15 protein-coding genes, 1 pseudogene and 1 riboswitch are annotated in these 19,520 nt (G+C 71.2%); of the genes and pseudogenes, 6 read left to right on the top strand and 10 right to left on the bottom strand.

The genetic code is table 11. The annotated features are described in order from the left end of the window. Positions 1-8: 8 nt before the first annotated feature. The 7 genes from hydA to SSQG_RS31720 form a co-directional block, all read right to left on the bottom strand. The gene (hydA, locus tag SSQG_RS31750) at positions 9-1,412 is read right to left on the bottom strand and encodes a dihydropyrimidinase (RefSeq protein WP_003994051.1); all 1,404 of its coding nucleotides are present in this window, start codon (positions 1,410-1,412) and stop codon (positions 9-11) included. A gap of 94 nt (positions 1,413-1,506) precedes the next feature. After that, on the bottom strand, positions 1,507-2,349 hold the full coding sequence (locus SSQG_RS31745) for a nitrilase-related carbon-nitrogen hydrolase (protein WP_039934075.1): 843 nt from the start codon (positions 2,347-2,349) through the stop codon (positions 1,507-1,509). A gap of 155 nt (positions 2,350-2,504) precedes the next feature. Beyond that, entirely contained in the window at positions 2,505-4,100 is a 1,596-nt protein-coding gene (locus SSQG_RS31740; protein WP_003994049.1) for a PucR family transcriptional regulator, read from the bottom strand. A 36-nt stretch (positions 4,101-4,136) separates the two neighbouring features. After that, the gene (locus SSQG_RS31735; protein ID WP_003994048.1) at positions 4,137-5,423 is read right to left on the bottom strand and encodes an aspartate aminotransferase family protein; all 1,287 of its coding nucleotides are present in this window, start codon (positions 5,421-5,423) and stop codon (positions 4,137-4,139) included. Then, positions 5,420-6,262 carry a nitrilase-related carbon-nitrogen hydrolase gene (locus SSQG_RS31730; protein ID WP_003994047.1) on the bottom strand — a complete coding sequence of 281 codons (843 nt, stop codon included), beginning with the start codon at positions 6,260-6,262 and terminating at the stop codon, positions 5,420-5,422. The genes SSQG_RS31735 and SSQG_RS31730 overlap by 4 nt, the downstream gene beginning before the upstream one ends. Positions 6,263-6,432: 170 nt before the next feature. Further along, positions 6,433-8,415, bottom strand: a complete 1,983-nt coding sequence (locus tag SSQG_RS31725) for a hypothetical protein (protein WP_003994046.1) — start codon at positions 8,413-8,415, stop codon at positions 6,433-6,435. Between the two features lie 116 nt (positions 8,416-8,531). Then, on the bottom strand, positions 8,532-8,783 hold the full coding sequence (locus SSQG_RS31720; protein ID WP_003994045.1) for a helix-turn-helix domain-containing protein: 252 nt from the start codon (positions 8,781-8,783) through the stop codon (positions 8,532-8,534). A gap of 32 nt (positions 8,784-8,815) precedes the next feature. Between SSQG_RS31720 and map the strand changes: the two genes are divergently transcribed. The 3 genes from map (at position 8,816) to SSQG_RS31705 (ending at position 13,321) form a co-directional block, all read left to right on the top strand. Next, positions 8,816-9,583, top strand: a complete 768-nt coding sequence (gene map / locus SSQG_RS31715; RefSeq protein ID WP_003994044.1) for a type I methionyl aminopeptidase — start codon at positions 8,816-8,818, stop codon at positions 9,581-9,583. 186 nt (positions 9,584-9,769) lie between these two features. After that, positions 9,770-12,298 carry an ATP-dependent Clp protease ATP-binding subunit gene (locus tag SSQG_RS31710; protein WP_003994043.1) on the top strand — a complete coding sequence of 843 codons (2,529 nt, stop codon included), beginning with the start codon at positions 9,770-9,772 and terminating at the stop codon, positions 12,296-12,298. Positions 12,299-12,346: 48 nt separating this feature from the next. Further along, positions 12,347-12,432: riboswitch (ZMP/ZTP riboswitch) on the top strand. Between the two features lie 22 nt (positions 12,433-12,454). Continuing rightward, entirely contained in the window at positions 12,455-13,321 is an 867-nt protein-coding gene (locus tag SSQG_RS31705) for a bifunctional 5,10-methylenetetrahydrofolate dehydrogenase/5,10-methenyltetrahydrofolate cyclohydrolase (protein ID WP_003994042.1), read from the top strand. A gap of 204 nt (positions 13,322-13,525) precedes the next feature. On the opposite strand, the gene SSQG_RS31700 is transcribed toward SSQG_RS31705, so the two are convergent. Next, complete coding sequence (locus SSQG_RS31700; protein ID WP_039934071.1) at positions 13,526-14,221, bottom strand: NADPH-dependent F420 reductase; 696 nt, start codon at positions 14,219-14,221, stop codon at positions 13,526-13,528. Between the two features lie 73 nt (positions 14,222-14,294). On the opposite strand from SSQG_RS31700, the gene SSQG_RS31695 reads away from it, so the two are divergent. Continuing rightward, the gene (locus tag SSQG_RS31695; protein WP_003994040.1) at positions 14,295-14,690 is read left to right on the top strand and encodes a winged helix-turn-helix transcriptional regulator; all 396 of its coding nucleotides are present in this window, start codon (positions 14,295-14,297) and stop codon (positions 14,688-14,690) included. Here SSQG_RS31695 and SSQG_RS43175 read toward each other — a convergent pair. Beyond that, positions 14,679-14,978, bottom strand: a pseudogene (locus SSQG_RS43175) (transposase); the annotation flags it as partial. The gene SSQG_RS31695 and the pseudogene SSQG_RS43175 overlap by 12 nt on opposite strands. 144 nt (positions 14,979-15,122) lie before the next feature. Continuing rightward, the gene (gene ggt, locus SSQG_RS31685) at positions 15,123-16,928 is read right to left on the bottom strand and encodes a gamma-glutamyltransferase (protein ID WP_003994037.1); all 1,806 of its coding nucleotides are present in this window, start codon (positions 16,926-16,928) and stop codon (positions 15,123-15,125) included. A gap of 104 nt (positions 16,929-17,032) precedes the next feature. Here ggt and SSQG_RS31680 point away from each other — a divergent pair, with 104 nt between their 5' ends. Continuing rightward, entirely contained in the window at positions 17,033-17,791 is a 759-nt protein-coding gene (locus SSQG_RS31680) for a hypothetical protein (RefSeq protein WP_003994036.1), read from the top strand. A gap of 116 nt (positions 17,792-17,907) precedes the next feature. Then, positions 17,908-19,476, top strand: a complete 1,569-nt coding sequence (locus tag SSQG_RS31675; protein ID WP_003994035.1) for an alpha/beta fold hydrolase — start codon at positions 17,908-17,910, stop codon at positions 19,474-19,476. Positions 19,477-19,520 lie beyond the last annotated feature (44 nt).

Raw genomic sequence — 19,520 nt, 5'->3', positions numbered from 1 at the left:
CGCCACTCCTAGTTGAGGTACTGACAGGTGGATCGCGGGGTGAAGACGCCGTGTCCGGCGTGACCGGTGTACTCCCGCTCGGTGATGACGGGCACGCCCCGCGAGAGGACCGTCTCGACCCGGCCGGTGACGCGTTTGCCCTCGTACGCCGAGTAGTCGACGTTCATGTGGTGCGTGTCGGCGGACATGACCTGCTCGGCGTGCGGGTCGTAGATGACGACGTCGGCGTCCGCGCCCGGCGCGATGGTGCCCTTCTTCGGGTACAGGCCGAACATCCGGGCCGGAGTGGCGCAGGCGATCTCGATCCAGCGGCGGCGTGAGATGTGCCCGTCGAGGACCGCCTGGTGGAGGAGGTCCATCCGGTTCTCGACGCCCGGGAGGCCGTTGGGGATCTTGGAGAAGTCGCCGCGGCCGAGCTCCTTCTGGCCGACGAAGCAGAAGGGGCAGTGATCGGTGGAGACGACCTGGAGGTCGTTGGTGCGCAGGCCCCGCCACAGCGCGGCCTGGTGTTCCCGGGGCCTGAGCGGTGTGCTGCACACGTACTTGGCGCCCTCGAAGTCCGGCTCTGCGAGGTTGTCGGTGGACAGGAACAGGTACTGCGGGCACGTCTCGCCGAAGACGTTGAGCCCCTCGTCGCGGGCCCGGGCCAGCTCGGCGACCGCCTCCGTCGCCGAGACGTGCACGACGTACAGGGGGGCGCCCGCGACCTGGGCGAGCTTGATGGCGCGGTGGGTGGCCTCGGCCTCCAGCAGGGCCTTGCGGACCTCGCCGTGGAAGCGCGGGTCGGTCTCGCCGCGGGCCAGCGCCTGCTCCACCAGGACGTCGATGGCGATGCCGTTCTCGGCGTGCATCATGATCAGGCCGCCGTTCTCGGCGGAGCGCTGCATGGCGCGCAGGATCTGGCCGTCGTCGGAGTAGAACACCCCCGGGTAGGCCATGAACTGCTTGAACGAGGACACGCCCTCCTCGATCAGCAGGTCCATCTCCTTGAGGGTCTCCTGGTTCACGTCGGAGACGATCATGTGGAAGCCGTAGTCGATCGCGCAGTTGCCCTCGGCCTTGGCGTGCCAGGCGTCGAGGCCCTCGCGCAGGGTGTGGCCGACGCTCTGCACGGCGAAGTCGACGATCGTGGTCGTGCCGCCCCAGGCGGCGGCGCGGGTGCCGGTCTCGAAGGTGTCGGAGGCGAAGGTGCCGCCGAAGGGGAGTTCCATGTGGGTGTGGGCGTCGACGCCGCCGGGGATGACGTACTTTCCGGTGGCGTCGATGACCCGGTCGGGGGTGAAGGCCTGCGCGGCGGGGGTGTTGGAGGCCGCGAGGGCGGCGATTCGGCCGTCCTCGATCAGGACGTCGGCGTGCAGTTCGTCGGAGGCGGTGATGACCAGGCCACCGCGGATGACGGTTCGGGTGCTCATGCTCTGTCGCTCCTCGCCGTTTTGACGTGCCGGTTGTGTGTGGCTGGTCGCGCCCGCGCGGCGGCAGCCGCATATCGAATACAGCCCCGCGCCCCTAGAGGTCCGTCAGCGGCCCGTACGTTCCAGGTGCCCGGTCCCGGTAGAACTGCCAGCGGTCGCGGACCTCTCGCAGCTTCGCCATGTCCAGGTCGCGGACGACCAGTTCGCTCTCCTTGTCGCTCGCCACCTCGCCGACGAACTGGGCCTCCGGGTCGACGAAGTACGAGGTTCCGTAGAAGTCGTTGTCGCCGTACTCCTCGACGCCCACCCGGTTGATCGCGGCGACGAAGTACTCGTTGGCCACGGCCGCCGCCGGCTGTTCCAGCTGCCAGAGGTAGCCGGAGAGGCCGCGGGAGGTGGCCGAGGGGTTGAAGACGATCTCCGCGCCCGCGAGGCCGAGCGCCCGCCAGCCCTCGGGGAAGTGGCGGTCGTAGCAGATGTAGACGCCGACCCGGCCGACCTTGGTGTCGAAGACGGGCCAGCCGGAGTTGCCCGGGCGGAAGTAGAACTTCTCCCAGAAGCCCCTGACCTGAGGAATGTGGGTCTTGCGGTACTTGCCGAGATAGGAGCCGTCCGCGTCGATCACGGCGGCGGTGTTGTAGAGGACCCCGGGTTGTTCCTCCTCGTACATCGGCAGCACCAGGACGATGCCCAGTTCCTTCGCGAGTGCCTGGAAGCGGCGGACGATCGGGCCCTCGGGGATCCGCTCGGCGTACTCGTAGAAGGCCGGGTCCTGGACCTGGCAGAAGTAGGGCCCGTAGAACAGCTCCTGGAAGCACAGGACCTGGGCGCCCTGCGCGGCCGCGTCGCGGGCCGCCTGCTCGTGGACCTGGATCATCGACTCCTTGTCGCCGGTCCAGGCGGTCTGGAAGACGGCGGCACGGATCACTCGGCTCATCGGGACCTCCGGTCGCTCGGTGTGCCGTGAGCCTAGGAAGTCCGGAAGTCGTCTTTGAGTTGCACGGTGTCACGTCCGGGGGTGTGCGGCGTGCCACCGTGTCACTCTGCCGTGGGCCCATGTTTCACCGCCGTTTTCCCAGGTGGTCGGGTGTTTCACTGCTGTTGCGCGTCGTGCGCGAGGAGCGCGATGTGCACCGAGGCGGCCTGCTCGAAGTCGTCGAGGTCCACGCCGAGGCGGACCTGTATGGACTCCAGTCGGCGGTAGAGGGCGGGCCGGGAGACGTGGTGGAGCAGGGCCGTGCGGGACTTGTTGCGGCCGGTGGCGAGGTAGGTGCGCAGGACGGACAGCAGGGTCTCGTCGGTCTCGCGCAGCAGCCCGCCCAGCTCCCGTTCCGCGAAGGACTGGACGTGCGGGTCGTCCCGCAGGAGTCGGATCAGGCCCCGCAGGTGGACGTCCTTGAGGCGGACGACGGGCGGAAGTTCGAGGGCCGCGGCGGAGTCGGCGACGGCGTCCGCGACGTGCTGCGCCTCGCGCAGTCCGGCGGGTACGTCGTCCCAGCCGGTCCGGGGGTCGGCCGCGGCGACGACCGTGCGGGCGGTGCCGGACTCGGTGCGCAGCCGGGTCGCGAAGTGTTCGGCGAGAGCGCCCGCGTCCTGGTCGCGGGCGAGGCTGAGCAGCACGGCGGTGGCCCCGTCGGCCAGTTCGGCGACCAGGCCGGGCAGGCCCAGCAGCCGCAGCAGCCGCTCCAGCCGTCCGGTGTCACCGTCGCGGACGACCAGCGGCACGAACGTCCGCCGGTTGACCGGCAGTCCGGCCGCACGCGCCCGGGGCAGCAGCTGACGTGCCGGTACGACACCGCTGACCAGGTCGGTGAGCAGGCTCTGCGCGGACTGCTCCTCCCACGAGCAGGCGGCGCCGCCGAGCATGCGGTGCAGGACGAGGGCCTCGGCGGCGCGGTCGGCGAGCAGCCGCCCGGTGGCGGTGTCGCCGCGGTAGCCGCAGAGCACGATCCGGCCCCACCGCTCCCCGCGGCCGCCCAGTTCGGCCCGGATCCAGCCGTCGCCCTCGGTACCTCCCCCAGTGCCTGAACGGCCTGGGTGGTGCCCCCATGCCTGGCGGGCGATGCGTTCCCAGTCGCGCAGCACGTCGTCCACGGCCGGCCGCTCCCCCGCCGTGCCGAGGACGCGGTGGGCGAGGTTGGTGACGACGACCGGGCAGGCGCTGTGCCGGGCGACCTCGTCGAGCAGGCGTTGCAGCGGGGCTCCCGCGGTGATGAGGGCGGTGAGTTCGGTGCGGACGGCCTCGGAGAGGCTGACGGCGGCGAACTTGCGCCGTACGAGCCGTGACTGGACCTCCTCGGTGAGCTCGGCGAAGGGGAAGGGCCGGTGCAGGACGACCATCGGCAGTCCGCACCGCTCTGCGGCCCTGCGCATCACGTCCGGCGGGGCCGGGAAGGCGCGGCCGAGTCCGAGGACGACGGCGGCGGCCTCCGCGCGGTACAGCGAGCGGACGTACTCGGCCTGCTTGTCCTCGTCGCCGGCCAGCAGCACGCCCGTGGTGAGGACCATCTCGCCGCCGCTGAGCATCACGCCGACGTCGGCGGCCTCGGCGACGTGCACCCAGCGCACCGGCCGGTCGAGCTGGCTCGCACCGGCCACCACCTCGGGCTCCCCGGCGAGCACCCGCTCCAGGGTGAGGACCTGCCGGACCGACAGCGCGGGTTCCAGGGAATCCAAGGTGATGGTCATGGCGCCGTATCCCTTGTTCTGTCGTTCAGCCCACTGCTACTGGATGCTCCTCAGAGCGGTCTCGAGGATCGCGGCGCCTTCCTCGGCCTCCGCGACGTTGAGGGACAGCGGCGGGGCGACACGCAGCGAACTGGTGTTGTGGCCGCCGCCCTTGCCGATCAGCAGGCCGCCCTCGCGGGCCGCCTCCAGGACGGCCGCGGCGGCCTTCGGATCGGCCGTATCGGTCCCCGGTTCGGTGATCTCGATGCCGATCATCAGGCCGCGTCCGCGTACCTCCCGTACGGCCGGCACCTGTGCGGCGACGGCCCGCAGCCGCTCGATGAGCAGACCGCCGACGCGCCGTGAGTTGCCCTGCAGATCGTGTTCCAGCAGATAGTTGAGGTTGGCGAGGCCCGCCGCCATGGTGATCTGGGTGCCGCCGAACGTGGAGATGCTGTTGGAGTCCAGGCAGTTCATGATCTCGGAGCGGGCGACGACACCGCCGATGGACATGCCGTTGCCGATGCCCTTGGCGAAGGTCAGGATGTCCGGCGGCCCGTTCCGGCCGTGGGCCTGCCAGCCCCAGAAGTGCTCGCCGGTACGGCCCCACCCGGTCTGCACCTCGTCGGCGATCCACAGGATGCCGCGCTCGCGCAGCACCTCGCGGAACGCGGCGTACAGCCCGTCCGGCGGCGAGGTGAAGCCGCCGACGCCCTGGATGGGTTCGGCGATCAGCGCGGCCGGGGCGCGGGTGTGCCCGAGCAGGTCGACCAGGTCCTCGACACAGGCCGCGATGAAGTCGGCGTCGCCGAGATGGGCGTAGGGGCCGCGGGTGCGCACGCCGCCGTGGACGTACAGGGTCTGCAGCGGCGACAGCGAGGTCGGGGACCAGCCGCGGTTGCCGGTGATGCCGACGGAGCTGAAGGAACGGCCGTGGTAGCTGTTGCGCATGGCCAGGATCGTGTTGCTGCGCCGGTACGCCGTGGCGAGCAGCAGGGCCGTGTCGTTGGCCTCGGTGCCGGAGGTGGTGAAGAAGACGCGGGCGTCGGGGATGCCGCTCAGCTGGGCGATGCGCTCGGCGAGTTCGACCATCGGGCGGTTGAGGTACAGGGTCGAGGAGTGGATGATCCGCCCGGCCTGCTCGCTCACCGCCTTGGTCACCTCGGGCAGCGCGTGCGCGGTCATGGTGGTGAGGATGCCGCCGAAGAAGTCGAGGTAGCGGTTGCCCTGGGCGTCCCAGACGTGGCGGCCCTCGCCGTGGGTGATCTCGATGGGGTCCTCGTAGTAGAGGGCGAGCCAGTCGGGGAGCACGGCCCGGTGGCGGCCCAGCAGGTCGTCGGTCACGGCTTCACCAGCCCTTCGTAGGCGTCGGGGCGGCGGTCGCGGTAGAAGGCCCACTGCTGCCGCACTTCTTCGATGAGGTCGAGGTCGAGGTCCCGGACCACGAGCTCCTCCTTGCTGTCGCTGGCGACGTCCCCGACGAACTGCCCGCGCGGGTCGACGAAGTAGCTCGTGCCGTAGAAGTCGTTGTCCCCGTACTCCTCCTGGCCGACGCGGTTGATCGCGGCGACGAAGTACTCGTTGGCGACGGCCGCGGCGGGCTGCTCCAGCTGCCACAGGTGGGAGGAGAGGCCGCGGTGCGTGGCGGAGGGGTTGTAGACCAGCTGGGCCCCGGCCAGGCCGAGCTGCCGCCAGCCCTCCGGGAAGTGGCGGTCGTAGCAGATGTAGACGCCGACCCGGCCGACGGATGTCTCGAAGACGGGCCAGCCGAGGTTGCCGGGTTTGAAGTAGTACTTCTCCCAGAAGCCCTTGACCTGCGGGATGTGGTGCTTGCGGTACTTGCCGAGGTAGCTGCCGTCGGAGTCGATCACGGCCGCGGTGTTGTAGTAGAAGCCGGACTGCTCGATCTCGAAGACCGGCACGACGATCACCATGCCGGTCTCGCGGGCGAGGGTCCGCATCCGGCGCACGGTGGGGCCGTCGGGGACGGGCTCGGCCCAGCGGTAGTGCTCGGGCTCCTGGACCTGGCAGAAGTAGGGGCTGTTGAAGACTTCCTGGAAACCGATGATCCTCGCGCCCCGGCAGGCCGCCTCGCGGGCGTGCTCCTCGTGTTTCGCCACCATGGACTCGGTGTCGCCGGTCCAGGTGGCCTGGACCAGAGCGGCACGTACGACGTTGGCCATGAGCTGCTCCTTCGACGCGACGTCAGCGCCTCTACGCCCGTAGAAACGGGCCATAGAGCCACGAACGTAAGCCTCCGGCGAGGGCTTGCCAAGACCATCGTCCCCAACCCGCTGGACCGGGCGCGATTCGCACTCCTGTGGGTGAGTCGCCCGGGACGCCGTGGGGGCGGTCAGGCGGGGAATCCGGCGACCCGGAGGGCGTGCACGAGGTCCCACCGGCGCTCCTCCGACACTCCCTGGGCTGCCTCCAGCAGGAGCGGTACCAGGCGCCGGGGGTCGGGTTCGACGCTGCGGGCCGCCTCCTCAGGGGTGCGGGCCCTGACGTAGGCGTCGAGCAGGGTGCGCACCTCGCGGCGACGTCCCTCGGCGACGAGCCCGAGCACGGCGTGCCCGACCTCGCCCGGGGGCCGGGCGACGCCCTGCCGCAGGATCTGCTGCCCGTCTCCCGGACGCCCGGCCGCGCCCAGCGCGTCCGCCGCGGCGACCAGCCGGCCAGCGGGCAGCGAGGCGGCCTCCCACAGCAGTGTCTGCCAGTCGGCACCCAGCCCGGCCCGCTCCAGCTCGTCCGCGAGCAGCGGGAACGTGGCAGGGGCGCAGTCCGCGGCCTCGACCAGCAGCGCGTGGGCCTCTCCGCTGCGCCCCTCGCCCCGCAGCCGCGCGAGTGCCTCGACGGTGCGTGCGACCTCGCCGCGGTCCCCCACCCCCATGGCTTCGCCCGGCGGCTGCGCGGGCTCCGCTCCCCTGTCCGCGTCGGCCCAGGCGAACCGCGCGCCACGCGGGCCGCGGCCGGTGACGGGGGCGGGGTCGGGAAGCGTCGGCACGGCAGCGGGCGGTACGACGACGGCAGCGTCCTCCTCCTCGGCCATCCCGGCGAACCGTGCGCTGCCGCGCCGGCGTTTGCGCTGCTTGGGGACGGGCGGGCGGGGGGCTGGAAGTTCGGGTGGGTCGAACGGCCGGGAGGCCGGAGCCTCGGGGGTGGCGGACAGCGAGGCTGCGTCCGGCTGGGACCTGGCGTCGGCGGCGGCTTCCCCGGGGGCGGCCCAACCGCTCGCCCGCTCACCCGGCCGCCCCTCCGGCCCGGGACCCGAGCCCGCGTGCCGGGTGTCTTCCGAGCCGAGGCCCGTCTCATCCGGCGCCTGCCCGAACGAACGACCCCCCAGCCCGGGGCCCGAGCCCGCGTGCCGGGTGTCCTCCGAGCCGAGGCCCGTCTCATCCGGCGCCTGCCCGAACCAACGATCCCCCTGCCCGGGAGTCGAGCCCGCACGCCGGATCCCCTCCGAACCGAGGCCCTTCCCATCCAGGGCCTGCCCGAACGAACGACCCCCCAGCCCGGGGCCCGAGCCCGCGTGCCGGGTGTCCTCCGGAGCGACATGGCCCGGCCCGTCCGGTGTCCGCTCGCGGTGCCGTGGTGGGGCGGGCGTTGTGGTGGCGGATGGGTCGCGAGGGTCCGGTCGGATGTGTTCGTCCGGCGCCGCGGAGGGGCCGTCTGACGGGTGGCGCCGCGCTCCGTACCCGTCGGGGGCGCCCCCGACGCCGTGGGGGCCCTGCGCAGCCCCCGGGCCGGCGCCGCCCGGTGCGCCCCCGTCGCCCCGCACCGGGGAACCGGGTCCACCGGGGCCGCGCCGGACCGTCACGGCCTCCCGCTCACGGCGGTCCAGACCGGCCATCCGGGCCCGGAGTTCCGCGCACCGCGCCGTCGCGCGTTCGTGGTCGTCGTGGACCCAGGCCAGGTCGAGGCGGAGGGCGTCGGCCTGGTCGCGGGTGGCGGCCGAGGCGAGGAGGCGGGTCAGTTCGGCCTGGCGGTCGGCGGCGTACCGCTGCTCGCGGAGCATGACGTCGAGCCGGTCCCCGAGTGCGTCGCGGGCGCCCGGCCGGGCGTCGAACGCCGCGAGCGCTGAGGCGTGCAGGGTCCGGGCACGTTCCGACTCCGGGCCGGCGCCTCCGGGGCCGTACTGCCCGGCGAGGTCGTGCAGCAAGGCCTCCACCACGTCCCAGGGCGGCAGCTCGCGCCCGTCGAGGCAGGCCCGCATGCCCTCGGGGTCGCGCTGCCAGAACACCGCGCACCAGCCTCCGGACGGGTCCAGGCGTGCCAGCAGGCCGTCCAGGTAGTGCGCGAACTCCCTTACTTCGGACGGGAGTTGATCCGCCGCCATCGCTCGACTCCCCTGTCCGGACCGGAGGGCTCCGTCCAGTAGGCAACACCAGCCGTGTTACAGACGTGCTACGGGGAGTTTTCGCGTGCGGCGCGGGAGCCTCAGCGCCGCGCGCGTCAGACCGGCACCATCACGCACTGCCCCGCCAGTTCGTCCATGGACAGCCCGAGGACACCGGCCAGCGCGGCCACCGTGAAGAAGGCCGGGGTCGGGGCCCGCCCGGTCTCGATCTTCCGGAGGGTCTCCGCGGAGATACCCGCGCGCGCGGCGATCTCCGTCATGCTCCGGTCGCCACGCGCCTCACGCAGCAGCTTGCCCAGCCGCTCGCCGCGTTCGCGCTCTTCGGGGGTGAGAGGGGTGCGCACCATGCCCCCATTCTAATACCGGTATAGTAATTGGCATGGTGGAGCTGAAGACCGACACATCGATCGATGCCATGTACGAGGCGGGCCAGGTCGTCGCCCGCGCACTGACGGCCGCACGGCAGGCCGCGGACGTGGGCGTCTCCCTGCTGGAACTGGACGAGGTGGCGCACGGCGTGCTGCGCGAGGCGGGCGCGAAGTCACCGTTCCTGGGATACCGTCCCTCCTTCGCCCCGACCCCCTTCCCCGCCGTCCTCTGCGCCTCGGTCAACGACGCGATCGTGCACGGCGTCCCGGGCCGCTACCGGCTGCGCGACGGCGACCTCGTGTCGCTCGACTTCGGTGCCGAACTGGGCGGCTGGGTCGGCGACTCGGCGCTCAGCTTCGTCGTGGGCACGCCGCGGGAGGCCGACCTGCGCCTGATCGAGACCGTCGAGCGAGCCCTCGCCGCGGGCATCGAGGCGGCCGTGGTGGGCAACCGCATCGGCGACATCGCCCACGCGATCGGCACCGTGTGCCGCGCCGCGGGCTACGGCATCCCGGACGGTTTCGGAGGCCACGGCATCGGCCGCCGCATGCACGAGGACCCGTCCGTGCCGAACGAGGGCCGCCCGGGGCGCGGGATGCGGCTACGGCACGGCATGGCGCTGGCGATCGAGCCCATGGTCATCGCCGGCGGCACGGACGGCTTCCACGCGGCCCCCGACGGCTGGACCCTGAAGACCGACGACGGCTCCCGCGCGGCTCACGCGGAGCACACGGTGGCGATCACGGACTCCGGACCGAGGATCCTGACCGCACGCTGACCTCGCCCGGCAGCCCGGATCCTCCCGAAATGCCCCGAAGGTGCCCGTCACCCGCGATCGTGCGAAGGTGTTCTACGAGCGCGCCCCAGGTGTAACGGGCTGCCACCCGGGTTACCCGACCCCGGCACGTCGACCAGCGAGGGCGTCCCCCGCCCGGGCGCCGGGGACGCCGGGAACGGAAGGCCCATGAGCAGCGGCTTCACCAGCCCGGAGGGCTACGGCTCGGACCCCTTCGGAGAATTCCTCGCACGCTTCTTCGGCGGACCGCGTCCGAGTCCCCGGCAGATCGACCTCGGGCGGCTGCTCAGCCAGCCGGCCCGGGAGCTCGTCCGCGGCGCCGCCCAGTACGCCGCCGAGCACGGCAGCCGGGACCTGGACACACAACACCTGCTGCGGGCGGCGCTCGCCACCGAGCCCACCCGGACCCTGCTCAGCAAGGCCGGGGCCAATCCGGACTCGATGGCCTCCCAGATCGACGAGCGGTCGGGCCCCACCCAGCACGGCCCGGAGGACACTCCGCCGCCGACCGCGCTCTCCCTCACCCCCGCGGCCAAGCGGGCCCTGCTGGACGCGCATGAGATGGCCCGGGCCCGCGGCTACGGCTACATCGGCCCGGAGCACGTGCTCAGCGCCCTGGCCTCGAACCCCGACTCGGCCGCCGGGCACATACTGAACGCGGCGCGCTTCGCCCCGTCCGGCCCGCCCGAGGCGCCGGAGGCCCCCCAGGCCGAACGGCCGCGCGTGACGAACACGCCGACCCTCGACAAGTACGGCCGCGACCTCACCGAACTGGCCCGGCAGGGCCGTATCGACCCGGTGATCGGCCGGGACCAGGAGATCGAGCAGACCGTCGAGGTCCTCTCCCGGCGCGGCAAGAACAACCCGGTGCTGATCGGTGACGCGGGCGTCGGCAAGACCGCCATCGTCGAGGGGCTGGCACAGCGCATCTCCGAGGGGGACGTGCCCGACGTGCTGATCGGGCGCCGTGTCGTCGCGCTGGACCTGACGGGCGTGGTCGCGGGCACCCGCTACCGGGGCGACTTCGAGGAGCGGATGAACAACATCGTGGGCGAGATCCGCGCCCACTCCGAAGAGTTGATCATCTTCATCGACGAGCTGCACACGGTCGTCGGCGCCGGGGCCGGTGGCGGTGACGGCAGTTCCATGGACGCCGGCAACATCCTCAAGCCGGCCCTCGCCCGTGGCGAGCTGCACATCGTGGGCGCCACCACGCTGGAGGAGTACCGCCGGATCGAGAAGGACGCGGCGCTGGCCCGCCGCTTCCAGCCGATCATGGTGCCGGAGCCCACCGCCGCCGACGCCATCGAGATCCTGCGCGGTCTCCGGGACCGCTACGAGGCCCACCACCAGGTCCGCTACACCGACGAGGCCCTGGTGGCGGCCGTGGAGCTCTCGGACCGCTACCTCACCGACCGCCGGCTGCCCGACAAGGCCATCGACCTGATCGACCAGGCCGGTGCCCGGGTGCGGCTGCGGGCCCGGACCAAGGGCACGGACGTCCGCGCCATGGAGCGCGAACTGGAGGAGCTGACCCGGGACAAGGACCAGGCGGTCGCGGAGGAGCAGTACGAGCAGGCCTCCCAGTTGCGCGACCGGATCGTGGACCTGAAGCAGCGGATCACCCAGGCTGGCGGCGAGGGCGAGATCGACGAGGGCCAGGACCTGGTGGTCGGGGCCGAGGCGATCGCCGAGGTGGTGTCCCGGCAGACCGGCATCCCGGTCAGCAGCCTCACCCAGGAGGAGAAGGACCGGCTGCTGGGCCTGGAGGAGCACCTGCACCAGCGGGTCGTCGGCCAGGACGAGGCCGTGCGGGTCGTCTCGGACGCGGTGCTGCGCTCCCGCGCCGGTCTGGCCAACCCCGACCGGCCGATCGGCAGCTTCCTCTTCCTCGGCCCGACCGGCGTCGGCAAGACCGAACTGGCCCGGGCGCTCGCCGAGGCCCTGTTCGGCAGCGAGGACCGCATGGTCCGCCTCGACATGAGCGAGTACCAGGAGCGGCACACGGTGAGCCGTCTGATCGGCGCCCCGCCCGGTTACGTCGGCCACGAGGAGGCCGGCCAGCTCACCGAGGTGGTCCGCCGCCACCCGTACTCACTCCTGCTGCTGGACGAGGTCGAGAAGGCCCACCCGGACGTCTTCAACATCCTGCTCCAGGTCCTCGACGACGGACGCCTCACCGACTCCCAGGGCCGCACGGTCGACTTCACCAACACCGTCATCGTGATGACCAGCAACCTCGGCTCCGAGGCGATCACCCGCCGCGGTGCCACCACGGGCTTCGCGGCGGGCGGCGCCGACGCGGACGAGGAGGCCCGGCGGGAGCAGATCCTGCGCCCCCTGCGTGAGCACTTCCGCCCGGAGTTCCTCAACCGCATCGACGAGATCGTCGTCTTCCGGCAGCTCACCACGGACGAACTGCGCCAGATCACCAACCTGCTGCTGGACCGCACCCGCTCCCTCGTCCAGGCCAAGGGCATCACGGTGACCTTCACGGACCAGGCGGTGGAATGGCTGGCCGACCACGGCTACCAGCCGGAGTACGGCGCCCGCCCGCTGCGCCGCACGATCCAGCGCGAGGTGGAGAACGAACTCTCCCGACTGCTGCTGGACGGCAGGGTCGAGGAGGGCGGCCGGGTGACGGTGGACGTAGAGGACGGCCACTTGGCGTTCCAGACGCAGAACTCGGCATCGTAAACGAGAGAGCCGACACTGTCTGGCCCCGAGTTTGGGCACCTACAGTTCGGGGTGGGCCGTGACTGGCGCTGAGGTGGAGCACCACCGGGGAGCGGTCTGACGAGACGTCGTTGCCGTGCGCCTGGGCAAGTGGTCAGCAACGCCTGGAGGGCAACGATGTCCGCGACTCAGACGGCCCAGCTCATGCATGGCACCAGCCTCGCCGAACGCATCGTCGAAGAGGCTGCTGCCAAGGCGGCGGAGATCTCACGACACACGGGTACCAGTCCCTGCCTGGCGACGGTGCTGGTGGGAGAGGATCCCGCGTCGGCCACGTACGTCCGCATGAAACGAGCACGGTGCGCGAAGGCAGGCATCAAGTCCCGGCACATCGTCCTGCCTGGCGCCACCACGACCGCCGAACTGATCGACACCCTCGCGGACCTGTCCAGCGATCCGGACGTGCACGGGATCCTGCTCCAGCACCCCTGCGGCCCGCACATCGACGAGCGAGCGGCGTTCGAGGCCATCGCTCCGGAGAAGGACGTCGACGGGGTCACGATGCATTCCTTCGCCGCGATGAGCTTCGCACTGCCGGGCTTCGTGTCCTGCACTCCGGGCGGGATCATGCGGTTGCTGGAAGCGTACGACGTCGAACTCGCCGGCAAGCACGCCGTCGTGGTGGGTCGCAGCGCGATTCTCGGCAAACCGGCCGGGATGCTCCTGCTCGCCAAGGACGCGACGGTGACGTACTGCCACTCCCGCACGGCTGACCTGTCGGCGATCGTCCGGGAAGCGGATGTCGTGGTAGCAGCCGTGGGACGGCCTCGGCTGATCCGCGGTGAGGACATCAAACCTGGCGCGGTCGTGGTCGACGCCGGCTACAACCCGGGCAACGTCGGCGATGTGGACTACGACACCGCCCTCACACGAGCTCGTCTGATCACTCCGGTTCCCGGCGGCGTGGGGCCGATGACCATTGCCGTCCTGCTCGCGCAGACCGCGGAAGCCGCCGCGAACCAGCTCGGCGTGCAGCAACGCTGACGCCTCGCCAGCACGGTGATGCCGTGTCAGCGAGGTTGTCGCGCAGAGCGAGAGCCCGCGTGTCGGCCTGGCGGGCGGTTCTGCTGATGGATGGCGGCTCGCTGCCTGTGAGGGCCGTGCGTCGCCGAGGAGGCATAGTCTGCCGATGCGTCAGCCGGCCTTGGCGGGTTCTGCGGCACTTGGAGCGGCCGGGACACCTGCTGCTCAGGCAGCCTCGAGCGGAAAGCCCCCGCCGAGTTCCGTTTCCTGGTGGCTCGGTCCGGCCGCGTAGGCCAGCGGAGGTGCGATTGCCTGCGCATCCGCTCCCTCGCCGACCCACAGGGCGATGAACAGCGCGGCGGTCGCTTCCAGGAGTCCCGCACGTTCGAGACCGCCGCCGGCCACGGGGTCGCAGCCCACGTCCTGCACCAACTCGCGTACACGCGCGAGGGCCGTCTCGTCGTCCCCGCAGACCGGCACGGCCAGTGGTCGCCCATCGAAGACGGGCGGCCGCATACGCCACACGTCCTCGTGGCAGAGGTTGAAAGCCTTGACCACGTGGGCTCCTGGCGCCGCCGCAGCCAGTTGCTGCGCGGCTGAGGGGCCTCCTTCCGTCAGCAGCCGGAAGCCCGGGCCGACCGGGTTGGAGCAGTCGAGCAGCACCTTGCCCTCCAGGGCCGCGTGCAGTTCTCGCGCCACGTCTGCTCCCGCACCGAAGGGCAGCGCGGCCAACACCACCTCCTGACCGATCTCGGCCGCCGCGCGCAGACCGGCAGGCTTCGCGCTGCCTCCGATGCGCGTCGCGAGCCGCTCCGCCTTGTGTGCGTTCCGCCCCCCGATGGTCACCTGGTGCCCGGCCCGCACCCAGTGGGTGGCGAGCGCGTCGGCCATGTTGCCCGTTCCCAGTACGCCGATTCTCATCACACGTTCCCTCTCCGTGCCTGCTTCGCCGTTCACACCGACGCTAGAAGGCGGTTCGGGCACCATTTGGTACGTGACGACCGACGCCTTCCTCGCCGACTGCCGCGCCCGCCTCGCCTTCGACCTGCTCTCCAACACCTGGAACGCCGTGGTGCTCTGGGCACTGCGCGAGGGCCCCAGGCGCCCGGTCGACCTACGGGAGCGGATCGGGGGCATCAGCTCCAAGGTCCTCACCGAGACTCTGCGCCGGCTGCAGTTCAACGGGCTGGTCGACCGGCTGGCAGACCCCGACGCACCATCACGGGTCGAGTACAGGCTCACCGCTCTGGGCCGGACCTTGCTGGCGCCCATCGACGCCGTCGGCGCCTGGGCCTTCGAATACGGCGATGAGGTGATGGCCGCCCAGGAAGCGGCATGCACTTCTGACCCAGTCCCCTCGTCCAACCTGCCAGACGGGTCAACAGCGTGAGCGCGGACGTCGCCGGCAGATGAGCGCACATCCCAGGGTGAGGAAGGCTTCGTGGATCTCGTCGCGGATCTCCCAGTGGATCCTCAGGCGGCGGAACCAATGCAGGTGGGCGAACGCGCGCTCCACGTCCTAGCGTTGAGTGCCCAGACCGGAGCCGTGCTCGGTGCCCCGGCGGGCGATCAGCGGCTTCACCCCGAGGTCCCGGACGAGGCGGCGGTACTTGTCATGGTCGTAGCCTCGGTCGCCCAGCACCACGTCTGGGTGGCATCGGGGCCGGCCGCGCCACCCCGCACCCCCGGTTCAGCAGTCCCGGAGTGATCCATCCCCTCGAAGATCATTTCGTGAGGGGTTCTTAGGGGCGCGGGGCTCTATCGATGTGCGGCTGCGCCGCGTGGGCGCGGCCAGCCCCCACGCAGCCGCAGACGAAAGCCGTCAACGCACAGGCCGCACCACCATCGCCGACCCCCCACCCCTGCGCACCGTCTCAGCGGCTGCCAGCCACTTCCCCCCGGGCAGCCGCTGAACACCGGTCGCCGCACCGATCTCCGGGTTGGCCTTGAAGGAATGCCCGATCGCCTCGAGCTGCTTCCTCAACCCGGCGTTGTCGTACAGCCCCGGCTCCAGCTCGGTCTGCGCGGCGTTCCGCTGACTGGCCCGGGGCGCCGCGATGGCGTCCACGAGCGGCAACCCCCGGTCGAGCAGCCCGACGAGCGTCTGCAGAACGGTCGTGATGATGGTCGCCCCACCCGGCGACCCCAGCGCCACCACGGGCTTGCCGTGCCGGTCGAGCACGATCGTCGGTGAGATCGAGGAACGGGGCCGCTTCCCCGGCCCCGGCAGGTTGGGGTCGTGCACGGCGGGGTTCGCCGCGGTGAAGGAGAAGTCCGTCAGCTCGTTGTTGAGGATGAACCCCCGCCCCGGCACGGTGATGCCGCTGCCACCCGTCTGCTCGATGGTGAGCGTGTAGGCGACGACGTTCCCCCACTTGTCGGCCACGGTCAGGTGCGTGGTGCTGTCGCCCTCGTACGTCGTGGGAGCAGCCGTACCGCCGGAACCGCACCGCTCAGGGTGACGCGGATCGCCGGGCGCCACCGGGCTGGTGAGCACGGCGTCGTCCTTGATGAGGCAGGCCCGCGAGTCGGCGAACCTCTGGGACAGCAGTTCCTTCGTCGGCACGTCCTCGAAGGCGGGGTCGCCCACCCAGCGCCCCCGGTCCGCGAAGGCGATCCGGCTCGCCTCGATGAAACGGTGCAGGTACTTCGCCTGGCTCGCCTTCGACAGGTCCGTCCGCTCCAGGATGTTGAGCGCCTCGCCGACCGTCGTCCCGCCTGAGGAGGACGGCGCCATGGAGTAGACGCCGAGGCCGTGGTACGAGGTCCTGGTCGGCGCCTGGAGCTTGGTGCGGTACGCCGCGAGGTCCTTGGCGGACAGGTCGCCCGGCCGGGCGTTCCAGCCCGAGCCGGGGTCCACCTGCGGCTTGTTGACCGTGTCGACGATCTCGCGCCCGAGCCGGCCGTGGTAGAGCGCCCCGACCCCCTCGCGTCCCAACTCCGCGTAGGTGCGCGCGAGATCGGGGTTCTTGAAGGTGGATCCGACGACGGGGAGCTTGCCGCCCGGCAGGAACAGCTCGGCGGTGTCCGGGAAGTAGCGGAAGCGCGTCTCGTTGGACGCGGTCTGCGAGCGGAAGGTGTCGTCGACCGTGAAGCCGTCTCGGGCGAGCCGCTCGGCCGGCTTCAGGACACTGGCGAGTCCCTTGCTGCCCCACTGGTCGAGGGCCGTCTGCCAGGTGCCGGGCGTGCCGGGCGTGCCGACGCTCAACCCGCTGCTGACGGCGTCGGCGAACGGGATGGGCTTCCCGTTCTCGACGAACAGGTTCTTGTCGGCGCTCCGCGGAGCGGTCTCGCGGCCGTCGATGGTGCGCACCGTACGGGACTTGGCGTCGTAGTAGACGAAGTAGCCGCCTCCGCCGATGCCGGCGGAGTAGGGCTCGGTGACGCCGAGCGCGGCGGCGGTGGCGACAGCCGCGTCGACGGCGTTGCCGCCCTTGCGCAGGACCTCGATGCCGGCGGCCGAGGCGTCGGGGTCGACGCTGGAGACGGCGCCGCCGTAGCCGACGGCCAGGGGAGATTTCTCCTCGGCGGTGCGCTGCGCGGTCGGCGGCGCCGCCGCTCCCACCGACACCACCACGGCGGCCGAAACCGCCAGGACCGTCAGATTCCGTGCGACAGGGCGACGCATCCGCACCTCCAGTAAAAGGCCGTTCGCGCAGCTTAATTCATGTCCATGGTCGCGTCAGGCACACGTCGAACACCGGTGCGTCGAGCCCGCTACCATGCGCGCCCATGAATGACGACGTGCGCAACATCGTCCTGGGCGTGGTCGCGGCGGGGGTCAGTGCCGCGATCGGCTGGGTGGCCCGCACCTACCTGTGGAAGCGCAGGCTCCGCCGGAAGCAGGTCTTCTTCGGGCTGCCCGACAACTCCGAATCGCTGCTGGTGGTGAACCGGGGGGCGGGGGGACCCGAGTTCGCGGTGATGCGCTACGACGTGTTCGCGCTCCTCGAACTCGCCGCGCTGATCAAGGACTGCAACGCCCACGCCCAGATACTCCCGCACGACACGGCGCGTCAGGGCTTCGGCGAGCGCACCGAGTTCTGCGTCGGCGGACCGGCGTCCAACCGCCGTATGGCCGCCCACCTGTCCTCCCTGCTTCCCGGGGTGCGGGTGAACGTCGACGCCGAACCGGGCCCGGACCGGGGCTCGTTCCAGGTCGGTTCCGAGCGCTACCGCGTGGAGAACGGCAGGCAGGAGTACGCGCTGCTCGCCCGGCTCACCGCGGACCGGAGCCAGAACATCCGCCCTGTCTTCCTCTTCTGCGGTCAGACGTCGATCACCAACCAGGCCGCCACCCGCTACCTCGCCCGCAACCACGAACGGCTGGCCCGCAAGTACGGCAACGGCTCCTTCGTGCTGCTGCTCAAGGTGATCAACTCGCAGGCGTACGGCCCGGACGTCGTCGAGCTGACGGACGACGTGACCCGGGCGGCGCAGGCCCCTCTGCCCGCGGCCGAGACTCCACGCGACAGCCGCCGGGCCTCCTGAGGTCCTCCACGTCTCAACAATCGTTACTGGCACGTAACTTACCGACGGGTTACCAGTGGTAAGGAGGTGAGGTTACCGTCTGGTCACTTTGCACTTACACGAGTGAGGAGTGACCCGTGGGACTCCACCGCAAGGCCCTGCGCACCACCGCCGTAGGCGCGGTCTCGGCGACCCTGGTCGCCGGCACGGCCCTCGGACTCGCCCCCACCGCACAGGCGGCGCCGAACCCGGTCCGGTTCGTCGACATCACCGGCGACGGCGGCACCGTCCTCAAGGCCAACGTCGTCACCCCGGCCGGTTCCGACGGCGCGCGCCGCTATCCGCTGCTCGTCATGCCCACGAGCTGGGGGCTGCCCCAGGTCGAGTACCTGGCCCAGGCACAGAAGCTCGCCGACTCCGGGTACGTCGTGGTCACGTACAACGTGCGCGGCTTCTGGCAGTCGGGCGGCGAGATAGAAGTAGCCGGCCCACCCGACATCGCCGACGCCTCGAAGGTCATCGACTGGGCGCTCGCCAACACCCCCTCGGACGCCGGGCACATCGGCATGGCGGGCGTCTCCTACGGGGCCGGCATCAGCCTGCTCACGGCCGCCCGGGACAAACGGGTGAAGGCCGTCGCCTCACTGAGCGGCTGGGCCGACCTGATCGGCTCGATCTACTCCGGGCGCACCCAGCACGTCCAGGCGGCCGCCCTGCTGGACGGCGCGAGCCTGGTCACGGGACGGCAGAGCCCCGAAGCCCGGCAGGTCTTCGACGACTTCTACGCCTCCAATCTGGCGAAGGAGCCGGAACTCGTCGCCTGGGGAAAGAAACGTTCCGCTGTGACCTACGTCGACCAGATCAACAGCAACGGCGCGGCGGTCATGCTCGCCAACGCGTGGGGCGACACCGTCTTCCCGCCCAACCAGTACGCCGACTTCTACGAAAAACTCACCGGCCCGAAGCGCCTGGAGATGCGTCCCGGGGACCACGCCACCGCCGAGCTGACCGGTCTGTTCGGGCTGCCCAACGACGTGTGGAAGGACACCGAGCGCTGGTTCGACCACTACCTCAGGGGCGAGGACAACGGCATCGACCGTGAACAGCCCGTCCAGCTCAAGTCCCGCTCAGCCGGTGGCTACGAGGGCTACCCCGACTGGAAGTCGGTCGCCGCGACGGACCGGAAGATCAGCCTCGCGGGCACCAGCACGATCCGCGCCAACGTGAACTCGGGCGCCGACGGCGGGATCGTCTTCCTGTCCAGCATCCTCGACCAGGTGGCCCAGCTGCCGCCGATGGCCTCCATCCCCCTGCTCCCCCGCCGCTGGGCCGCCGTGTGGCAGTCGGAGAAGTACGGCACGGCCCAACAGGTCCGTGGAACGGCGAAGTTGCACACGACCCTCACCCCGACCAAGGAGAGCGGCACCCTCGTCGCCTACCTCTACGACGTGGGGCCGCTCGGCCTCGCCAAGCTGGTCACCAACGCGCCGTACACCTTCCACGGGCGCACCCCCGGGAAGCCGTTCGGCGTCGACCTGGAACTGTACTCCACGGCCTACGACGTCCCGGCCGGGCATCGCCTCGCCCTGGTCGTCGACACGGTCGACCCGCTCTACATCGAGCACAACCCGTCCGGCGCGCAGCTGACCTTCTCCTCGCCGCCGAACGACCCGTCGTACGTGTCGGTTCCGCTGCGCGAGCAGTGATCTCCGGCTGCCGCCGGACGGGTCTGGCCAATGTGAACCGCCGC

Source organism: Streptomyces viridochromogenes DSM 40736 (assembly GCF_000158955.1).
Taxonomy (GTDB): domain Bacteria; phylum Actinomycetota; class Actinomycetes; order Streptomycetales; family Streptomycetaceae; genus Streptomyces; species Streptomyces venetus.
This window is presented reverse-complemented; position numbering and strand designations above follow the sequence as displayed.

Coding starts and splice junctions, on each gene's coding strand:
- hydA (WP_003994051.1), bottom strand. CDS start 1,412: ATGAGCACCCGAACCGTCATCCGCGGTGGCCTGGTCATCACCGCCTCC.
- SSQG_RS31745 (WP_039934075.1), bottom strand. CDS start 2,349: ATGAGCCGAGTGATCCGTGCCGCCGTCTTCCAGACCGCCTGGACCGGC.
- SSQG_RS31740 (WP_003994049.1), bottom strand. CDS start 4,100: ATGACCATCACCTTGGATTCCCTGGAACCCGCGCTGTCGGTCCGGCAG.
- SSQG_RS31730 (WP_003994047.1), bottom strand. CDS start 6,262: ATGGCCAACGTCGTACGTGCCGCTCTGGTCCAGGCCACCTGGACCGGC.
- SSQG_RS31725 (WP_003994046.1), bottom strand. CDS start 8,415: ATGGCGGCGGATCAACTCCCGTCCGAAGTAAGGGAGTTCGCGCACTAC.
- SSQG_RS31720 (WP_003994045.1), bottom strand. CDS start 8,783: ATGGTGCGCACCCCTCTCACCCCCGAAGAGCGCGAACGCGGCGAGCGG.
- map (WP_003994044.1), top strand. CDS start 8,816: ATGGTGGAGCTGAAGACCGACACATCGATCGATGCCATGTACGAGGCG.
- SSQG_RS31710 (WP_003994043.1), top strand. CDS start 9,770: ATGAGCAGCGGCTTCACCAGCCCGGAGGGCTACGGCTCGGACCCCTTC.
- SSQG_RS31705 (WP_003994042.1), top strand. CDS start 12,455: ATGTCCGCGACTCAGACGGCCCAGCTCATGCATGGCACCAGCCTCGCC.
- SSQG_RS31700 (WP_039934071.1), bottom strand. CDS start 14,221: ATGAGAATCGGCGTACTGGGAACGGGCAACATGGCCGACGCGCTCGCC.
- ggt (WP_003994037.1), bottom strand. CDS start 16,928: ATGCGTCGCCCTGTCGCACGGAATCTGACGGTCCTGGCGGTTTCGGCC.
- SSQG_RS31680 (WP_003994036.1), top strand. CDS start 17,033: ATGAATGACGACGTGCGCAACATCGTCCTGGGCGTGGTCGCGGCGGGG.